This window comes from Sphingopyxis sp., assembly GCF_016463645.1.
In the GTDB taxonomy this organism is placed as follows: domain Bacteria; phylum Pseudomonadota; class Alphaproteobacteria; order Sphingomonadales; family Sphingomonadaceae; genus Sphingopyxis.
In genome coordinates, this window is record NZ_JAEMQX010000155.1 from 1 (window position 1) to 7807 (window position 7807).

General features: G+C 64.9%; 10 protein-coding genes. 6 read left to right on the top strand and 4 right to left on the bottom strand.

All coding sequences use genetic code 11. The features are described from left to right. The first annotated feature begins 18 nt into the window (after positions 1-18). The gene (locus tag JHC57_RS19785; RefSeq protein WP_294032309.1) at positions 19-1461 is read left to right on the top strand and encodes a carotenoid oxygenase family protein; all 1443 of its coding nucleotides are present in this window, start codon (positions 19-21) and stop codon (positions 1459-1461) included. Here JHC57_RS19785 and JHC57_RS19790 read toward each other — a convergent pair. Further along, entirely contained in the window at positions 1382-2242 is an 861-nt protein-coding gene (locus JHC57_RS19790; protein WP_294032310.1) for an NTP transferase domain-containing protein, read from the bottom strand. The genes JHC57_RS19785 and JHC57_RS19790 overlap by 80 nt on opposite strands. Continuing rightward, entirely contained in the window at positions 2239-3267 is a 1029-nt protein-coding gene (locus JHC57_RS19795; protein ID WP_294032311.1) for a phosphoribosylglycinamide synthetase, read from the bottom strand. The genes JHC57_RS19790 and JHC57_RS19795 overlap by 4 nt, the downstream gene beginning before the upstream one ends. Positions 3268-3587: 320 nt before the next feature. Here JHC57_RS19795 and JHC57_RS19800 point away from each other — a divergent pair, with 320 nt between their 5' ends. After that, a complete protein-coding gene (locus JHC57_RS19800; RefSeq protein ID WP_294032312.1) occupies positions 3588-4604 on the top strand; it encodes a hypothetical protein in 1017 nt (338 codons plus the stop codon). Positions 4605-4705: 101 nt separating this feature from the next. On the opposite strand, the gene rplL is transcribed toward JHC57_RS19800, so the two are convergent. Beyond that, positions 4706-5080, bottom strand: coding sequence for a 50S ribosomal protein L7/L12 (gene rplL / locus JHC57_RS19805; protein ID WP_294032313.1), 375 nt, complete (start codon positions 5078-5080; stop codon positions 4706-4708). 56 nt (positions 5081-5136) lie between these two features. Continuing rightward, positions 5137-5652: a 50S ribosomal protein L10 gene (gene rplJ, locus JHC57_RS19810; RefSeq protein WP_294032314.1), complete on the bottom strand. Its 516-nt coding sequence runs from the start codon at positions 5650-5652 to the stop codon at positions 5137-5139. 355 nt (positions 5653-6007) lie between these two features. On the opposite strand from rplJ, the gene JHC57_RS19815 reads away from it, so the two are divergent. The 4 genes from JHC57_RS19815 to JHC57_RS19830 all read left to right on the top strand — a co-directional run. Further along, positions 6008-6451 (top strand): acetyltransferase, encoded by a 444-nt coding sequence (locus JHC57_RS19815; RefSeq protein WP_294032315.1) that lies wholly within the window; start codon positions 6008-6010, stop codon positions 6449-6451. 140 nt (positions 6452-6591) lie between these two features. Next, the gene (locus JHC57_RS19820) at positions 6592-7167 is read left to right on the top strand and encodes a PadR family transcriptional regulator (protein ID WP_294032316.1); all 576 of its coding nucleotides are present in this window, start codon (positions 6592-6594) and stop codon (positions 7165-7167) included. Then, positions 7167-7499: a DUF2218 domain-containing protein gene (locus tag JHC57_RS19825; protein ID WP_294032317.1), complete on the top strand. Its 333-nt coding sequence runs from the start codon at positions 7167-7169 to the stop codon at positions 7497-7499. The genes JHC57_RS19820 and JHC57_RS19825 overlap by 1 nt, the downstream gene beginning before the upstream one ends. Positions 7500-7615: 116 nt before the next feature. Continuing rightward, a partial coding sequence (locus tag JHC57_RS19830; protein WP_294032318.1) for a zf-TFIIB domain-containing protein occupies positions 7616-7807 on the top strand: 192 nt, incomplete at its 3' end.

Sequence of the window (7807 nt, forward strand, 5' to 3'; positions counted from 1 at the left end):
TCCGTAAGGAGCATCCCCATGGCAAGCAACGTCGAAACCCTCATCCGCGGCGCCGTCACCAAAGGCATCGTCAAGCTCGCCGACTTCAACCGCAAGCGCCTCCCCCGCCCCACCGACGCCCACCCTTTCCTCACCGGCATCCACAAGCCGATGACCGAGGAATTCACGTTGGAAGAGTTGCACGTCGACGGCGAGATTCCCGCGGCGCTGACCGGCCGCTATCTCCGCAACGGCCCCAACCCGGCCGCGGCGCCCGATCCCGCCAGCTATCACTGGTTCACCGGCGCCGGCATGGTGCACGGGATCCGGATCGAAAGCGGCAAGGCCGACTGGTACCGCAACCGCTGGGTGCGCGGCAGCGAGGCCTGCGCCGTCCTCGGCGAGGAATTGCCCCCGGGGCCGCGCGCCGGGAATAACGACGCGCCGAACACCAATGTCGTCGGTCTCGGCGGCCGCACCTTCGCGATCGTCGAAGCGGGCGGAAAGCCTGTCGAACTCGGCTATGAGCTTGATACGATCGCGCATAACCCGTTCGACGGCACGCTGGCCGGCCCGTACACCGCGCATCCGCACCACGATCCCGTGACCGACGAGATGCACGCGATCACCTATCGCGGCGACGAACCGAATAAGGTCTGGCACGTCGTCCTCGACAAGGACGCGCACGTCATCCGCGAGGAAGCGATTGCGGTCAGTGACGGCCCCTCGATTCACGACTGCGCGATCACCGAAAATTACGTGCTCGTCTTCGACCTGCCCGTTACCTTCTCGATGAAGATGCTGCTCGCCGGCTATCGCTTCCCTTATGCCTGGAACGATAATCATCAGGCGCGCGTCGGCCTTCTCCCCCGGGAGAGCAGCGGCGACAGCATCATCTGGGTGCCGGTCGAGCCCTGCTACGTCTTTCACCCCGCCAACGCCTATGAGACCGCCGACGGCAGGGTGATCGTCGACGTCGTCGCGCACGAGACGATGTTCGCGCAGTCGAATCGCGGCCCCGACAGCGAAAAGTCGCGGATGGAGCGCTGGACGATCGATCCCGAAGCCGGCACGACGACCCGCACCGTCATCCACGATCATGCGCAGGAATTTCCGCGCTACGACGAGCGGCTGACGACGAAGCCCTATCGCTATGCCTATACGATTGCGATCCCCGACGGTGTCTCGTCCGAATGGGCGCTCGCCGACACGCGGCTCTTCAAACATGACCTCGACAAGGGTGCAACCGCCATCCACGATTTCGGGCCCGGCCGGCATCCCGGCGAGTTCGTGTTCGTTCCGCGCGGCGAGAAGGGCGCCGAAGATGATGGTTGGTTGATCGGGCTGGTCGTCGACATGAACCACGAGACCACCGACCTCGTCATTTTGAATGCCGACGACTTCAGCGGGTCACCGCAAGCTGTCGTGCATCTGCCGCACCGGGTTCCCCCGGGATTCCACGGAAACTGGGTCGCGGATTGACGAGATCGGGGCGCGTCATCAGCGCCTCGGTCACCCGCAACGACCGATCGTTATCGACGTCGATCGCCGTTGCTCCGTTGCTGACCAGCAGCGGAGCGATGTCGACCTTCAGGTGGCGCGAGATGCGCCGAAAGATATGATGGATCGGCCCCAGGCCGAAGCGAAAGCGAAGCAGGTTGATCAGGCCGAACGCCTGCATCACGCGGAAGGGCTTCTTGACGAACTGGCCGCCGCCGCGAAACGCTTCCGCCGCGCGGAGCGCACCTCGATGGCCGATCCAGTAGGCGTTGCAGTTCGACACCGCGACGTCAGAGAACTCGTAGAAGCGCCGCTGACCCTCGGGATGCACCTCCAGCACATCCTCGCGCCGCGCCAGTGCCACCCCCGCCTCGGCACCAAGCCGGACCGCCTCGGCTTCGATCTCGGCGATCGTCGCCGGCGTCAGCAGACAATTGTCCGCCGTTGTGACAAGCAAGGGAAATTCGGCCGCGTCGGCGACCGCAAGCACAGAGTCCGCCAGATTGTCCGCCGCCGGCACGATCGTCAGGCGGCTGCCCAGCAATTCGATCGCCGGATCGGCGAGATCCGCGAGCAAATCGACGCGGTGGGTCGAAACGAAAACGCGTTCGGCCTCGCCATCCGCCGCGCTTTCGAGGACATGCGCGATCATCGGTCGCCCCGCGACAGGAACAAGGCATTTGTCGGCGACGCCGTGCGCCGCCGCAAGCGGATCGACGGCGCCGGGCCGGCGGCCGGCAAGGATCAGGATAGATCCGCTCATGCGGCGTCGCGCCGTACCGCCGCCGGAGCGATCTGGCGGATCATACTTTCGGCGACGATCGTCTCGATCAGCTCGGCGTGCGAAAAACCGGCGACGACGGCCGAACGCGAGAAGAGCTTCTCGGACCACAGGTTGCAATTGAGATTGACCTCGAGCAGCCGGACGTCACCCGTCACATGGTCGACGCGAAACTCGAAGCGCCCATAATCGAACGGACGAAAAATGTCGGCCATTCGGGCCGTATAATCGGCGATTTTTCCGGCAATCACCGGATCGTCGAGGCGCTTGATCGCATATCCGACATGGCCGACCAGATCGCGTTTTTCCTGATAGGTGCGAAGCTGGGTCGGGTCGGCCTGTTCGAAGATCATCATCGGCAGCATCGCGGGCTCGCCGTCCAGCGTGATCACGGGGACCTCGATGTCGCTTCCATCGATGAAGGGCTCGACGAGCGCGTCATGGTCGAGCGCGTGGATTTCGGCGACCCCCTGCGCAAGTTGCACGCGATCATGGGCGTCACGCACGCCCCATGAAGCCGAACTGTTGTTCGGCTTGATCACCCAGCGTCGCGCGGGCGGGCAACGTGCCACGTTAACCGGCGCGCCGCGGCGGAACAATGCCCAGGGCGCGGTCGGCACGCCCCGCGCTGCGGCCTCGAGCTTGGTCAGATGCTTGTCGTCGGAAAGGCCCCGCACGATCGGCGAGGCACCGAGATACGGCAGGCCGTGCTGGTTGCACAGGAGCGGCAGCAGCATTTCCGAATTGAAGAAGCCACCGCGGTTGAGGAGCGGAAAGACGAAATCGGCCGTCGGCCGGTCGAACAGCGCGGCATAGCTGTCGGCGATCAGCAATTCGATGCCGAGTCCCTCGAGCGTCTCGCGCATTTCGCGATGATAGGGCGCATGATTGCCATCGTCGGGATGCAATCCGCCGGACCAGCGGGCGTGCTTCGCGATGAATAGCAGCCGCTGCGTTTCGCGCAAATGGTCAGGCAGCCGGGTCGGAACGAGGTAGGTCGTTTTCATGCGCGGCCTTGACCACGCCAAGGTTGCGCAGCGATGACGAATTGGTGACGCGCATGACACCAAAGCGCAAACCCCTTGTCATTTTCGCATCGAACAGCGCAGAAAACGCGGCCTTTTTACATGGAGCGGAGATCATTGGCCCCACGATGTGCCCGGTCGCGGAAATGGTTTCGCGCTACGACCAACCACACCGCAATCTTCGCCGCGCCGTTCGGTCCGCACGGCTCATCGTGGAAAAGGGCGCTTTCGGGCAGCGCTTTTCCGGCGCGGTTCGTTTACACCTCGCTATGACAAAGAATATCGCCCTCTCCCGTCCCGCCATGAGCGCGATTGCCGCGTTCCTGGTCCTTTCCACCCCCGCGCTGGCGCAGGAAGCACCCGCCGTCACGATGACGCCGCCGGTCGCGGCGCCCACGCCGCAAACTCCGCCGACGGTGCCCGAGCCGAACACCACGGCGCCGGTAGCGGCGCCCCAGACGGCCGAGACTCCCGCGCCCAAGCCCGTCATTCACGTCCCGCTGGACATCGCTCCGGCCGAAACCGCATCTGCGCCGCAGACCGCCGAAAAGGCGGCAGCACCCGTACGCACCGAGCGGAGCGCGCCGCGATCGAACCCGAAAACCGCGCCTGCGGTCGCGACAGCCGCTCCTGCGGCCGCAGCACCCGCCGCCGAAAGTGCCGTTCCGGAAGAAGTCGCGCCCGCCGCCGCACCCGTTATGGTACCTGCCGAGCCCGTCGCGGAAGCCACGCCGCTACCTGCCGAGAAGGCCACGGCTGGAGGCGATTTCCCTTGGGAACTCGCCGGGGGCGCCGCAGCGCTTCTGATCGTCGGCGGCATGGGGCTCGCCTTCGCGCGCCGTCGCCGCATCGAACGCGTGGAATATGTCGAAGAGGCTTATGAACCGGTAGCGTCGACCGAGCCGGTCGCCGTCGAACCCGCTACGGCATCGACCGCCAGCGACGCGCCCGCATGGGTCACCCCCGCCTATGTGCCCCGCGAACGCGCCCAGGCGCCGCGTACCAGCCCGTCATTCGCCGCCGCGCCGAGCGGCAGCATGGGACGTCACGAAGCGATGGCGATGGCCGGCCCGACGCCCGACAATCCGTTCGCGACGCTGAGCAAACGCCTCAAGCGCGCCCGCTTTCTCGATCGTCAGGAGCGCGTCGTCTATGAAGAGACGCTCGGCGCGCGGAAGGATATGACGCGCAGGCCCGTGAGCGCTTGGGAAATCGCCCAGCGCGAGGTGGCTCCGGCCCCCGCCGAACAGGAGGTCCGCCGCCCCGAGCGCGGCCCCGCGCGGCCCGGTACGCTGCGCCCCGGCTTTTCCCGCCACTGACGGAAGAAGCCTCAATGAAAAAGGGCGGTGCCTCGCGGCACCGCCCTTTCTTTTTTTGCTGGAACCCGGCCGTATGACCGGCCGGAACCCGCGAAACCGAATTACTTCAGTTCGACGGTCGCGCCGGCGGCGATCAGCTTGGCCTTCAGCTCTTCAGCTTCCGCCTTGCTGGCGCCTTCCTTGACGGCCTTCGGCGCGCCTTCGACGAGCGCCTTGGCTTCACCCAGGCCCAGGCCGGTGATCGCACGGACTTCCTTGATCACGTTGATCTTGTTGCCGCCGTCACCGGTCAGGATGACGTCGAATTCGGTCTGCTCTTCAGCAGCCGGGCCAGCGGCAGCGGCCGGGCCAGCGGCGACGGCGACGGCAGCGGCAGCCGAAACGCCCCACTTTTCTTCGAGCAGCTTCGAAAGCTCGGCAGCTTCCAGAACGGTCAGCGCCGACAGGTCTTCAACGATCTTTGCAAGATCAGCCATTTTCATTCTCCATCAGAACCGGGAAAGCCCGGTGAATTGTTGCACGTAGGTAAAAGTTATGCCGCTTCCTTGGCGCCATAGGCACCAAAGACCCGCGCCAGCTGACCAGCCGGGGCCGCCGCAATCTGGGCAACCTTGGTGGCCGGAGCCTGGAGCAGACCGACAAGCTTGCCACGCAGTTCGTCAAGCGACGGCAGCGATGCAAGCGCCTTCACGCCTTCCACGTCGAGGACCACATCCCCCATGCCACCACCGACGATTTCAAGCTTGTCGTTGGTCTTGGCAAATTCCACCGCGATCTTCGCAGCCGCGACCGGATCGGTCGAAGCGGCGATTGCCGTGGGGCCGGTCAGCAGGTCGCTGATGCCGGTGTAGGAGGTGCCATCGAGCGCGATCTTGGCCAGGCGGTTCTTCGCGACCTTGAAGCTTGCACCCGCATTGCGCATCTGCTCGCGAAGCACCGTCGACTGGGCGACGGTAAGACCGAGGTTGCGAACAATCACAACCGCGGCCGCATTCGACAGCGTAGCGTTCAGCGAGGATACGGCTTCGGCCTTTTCAGCACGATCCATGCCTGTTTCTCCACTCATGCCCGAACGCACGCACGAATGCATGCGGCCGGGCCCGCTAACACACGTAAAAGCCATGCGGGCCGAAGCTCGCCTGTCCTTCACGCAACGATGTCCGATGGGGTCGGTCAAGCCGCTGGCGCCTGCAAAACAGGCGGGCGACCGAATAAGACTGTTCCCCGTCTCGGCTGGAAATTAAGAAGGGCAGATCCCTTCACCAACTGTCTCGGACGGAATCGCCACGGCCGGAACCGCGACAACACGGGCGCGCTAATAGCGAGAAAGATCGTCGAGTCAAGCCGTATGCGGCAGAAAAGCGGGCTTGGCGCGCCGGACCCGCCGCATTACGGCCGCGTGCATGATCAGGATCAGACCGTCCACCCCCGCCGACGGCGACCGCGCCGTCGACATATGGCGCGCCGCGGTCGATGCAACGCACGACTTTCTGACGCCCGAAGACCGGATTGCGATAGAGGAAGAGGTAAAGGGCTTTCTGCCGCAAGCGCCTTTATGGCTCGCCGTCGATGCCGATGACCGCCCGGTCGCCTTCATGCTGCTCGACAACAGCGCCATGGAGGCGCTGTTCGTCGATCCCGTCCATCGCGGGCGGGGTGTCGGCAAGGCGCTCGTCGAACATGCCGTCGCTCTCCATGGCGCGATCACCACCGAAGTGAACGAGCAGAACGGCCAGGCGGCCGGTTTCTACGAGCGCATGGGCTTCGTTCCCACCGGACGGTCGGACCGCGACGGTCAGGGTCGCCCCTATCCCTTGATCCACCTCCGTTTTCCTCCGCAAAACTGATCGGTGGCTGCCGTCGCGGCAAATTCTTGTCCGCCCTTGCCTAAAACATATAAAGATATATCTTAGTCACATCGAATCGTATGAAGGAGTTTATGGTGCGACACGGAATGAACCGGCATGGGTGCAAAGAGCGCCATGCCATGCACCGCATGATGCGGGAAGCGATGCGCCACGGCGGACGGGGTTTCGGTCACGGCTTCGGCGGCCGCGGCTTTGGCGGACGCTTTCGCGACGATGACGAGGGTCGCGGGCGGCGCCGGCGGATGTTCGACGGCGGCGAACTGCGGCTCGTCCTCCTGAAGCTGATCGCCGACGAGCCGCGCCACGGCTATGACCTGATCCGCCAGATCGAGGAATTGACCGGCGGTGCCTATGCGCCGAGCCCGGGCGTCATCTACCCCACCCTCACCCTGCTCGACGACATGGAGCTGGTCGAAGCGGCCGACAGCGACGGCGCGAAGAAACTGTTCGCGATCACCGAGGCCGGCCGGATCGAACTCGATGCGAACAGGGATGCCGTCGACGCGCTGATCGCACGCCTGACCGAGGTCGGCGAAGAGCGTCAGCGCACCGAAAGCGCGTCGGTGCGGCGTGCGATGGGCAATCTCAAGGCTGTGCTGATGAACCGGCTCGGCGACCGCGACTTGGGCGAAGCGACGCTCCACGACATCGTCGCGCTGATCGACGAGGCCGCGCAGAAGATCGAGCGCCTGTGATGACACCCGTTCCCGTCGGCGCAACCGCCGTCGTCCCGACCGCGCACGCGAGCAGATATCTGCAACAGCTGTGCAAGCACTGGCAGCATAACCTCGCTGTCGAATTCACTCCCGGGCATGGCACCGTGATCTTCCCCAGGGATGCGCGCGGTGCCACATGGGCCAGCGATGCGCTTGTGACCTTCGATGCCGGCGCCGATACGCTATCGGTCCGCATCGACGCGAGCAGCGACGAGCACGTCGAGGCGATGAAGGACGTTGTCGCCCGGCATCTCGACCGCTTTGCATTTCGCGAAGCGCCTTTGGCCTTTGACTGGCGCCGGACGACCTGATCCACGCGGAGCGGATGACGCTCTCTTCCCGGTCGGAGCGGAGTCTTTCCTATTTCCGGAACGCGGGTTAGCCATGGCTCGTTTGAGTGAAACGGCGGCCTTCGGTCGCCTGTGCCATGAAAGGAAAATTCGTGTCTGATGCCCAGGGGCTGCTTTGCCCGACCTGCCGCGTGAACCTGACCATGTCGGAACGGCAGGGAATCGAAATCGACTATTGCCCGCAATGCCGTGGCGTCTGGCTCGATCGCGGCGAACTCGACAAGATCATCGAGCGCAGCGACGCCGCCGGCGCCCCCGCCCCGACGCCC

Excerpts from the sequence above, each read along its gene's own strand:
- JHC57_RS19785 (WP_294032309.1), top strand. The coding sequence starts at position 19 with ATGGCAAGCAACGTCGAAACCCTCATCCGCGGCGCCGTCACCAAAGGC.
- JHC57_RS19790 (WP_294032310.1), bottom strand. The coding sequence starts at position 2,242 with ATGAGCGGATCTATCCTGATCCTTGCCGGCCGCCGGCCCGGCGCCGTC.
- JHC57_RS19795 (WP_294032311.1), bottom strand. The coding sequence starts at position 3,267 with ATGAAAACGACCTACCTCGTTCCGACCCGGCTGCCTGACCATTTGCGC.
- JHC57_RS19800 (WP_294032312.1), top strand. The coding sequence starts at position 3,588 with ATGAGCGCGATTGCCGCGTTCCTGGTCCTTTCCACCCCCGCGCTGGCG.
- rplL (WP_294032313.1), bottom strand. The coding sequence starts at position 5,080 with ATGGCTGATCTTGCAAAGATCGTTGAAGACCTGTCGGCGCTGACCGTT.
- rplJ (WP_294032314.1), bottom strand. The coding sequence starts at position 5,652 with ATGGATCGTGCTGAAAAGGCCGAAGCCGTATCCTCGCTGAACGCTACG.
- JHC57_RS19815 (WP_294032315.1), top strand. The coding sequence starts at position 6,008 with ATGATCAGGATCAGACCGTCCACCCCCGCCGACGGCGACCGCGCCGTC.
- JHC57_RS19820 (WP_294032316.1), top strand. The coding sequence starts at position 6,592 with ATGCACCGCATGATGCGGGAAGCGATGCGCCACGGCGGACGGGGTTTC.
- JHC57_RS19825 (WP_294032317.1), top strand. The coding sequence starts at position 7,167 with ATGACACCCGTTCCCGTCGGCGCAACCGCCGTCGTCCCGACCGCGCAC.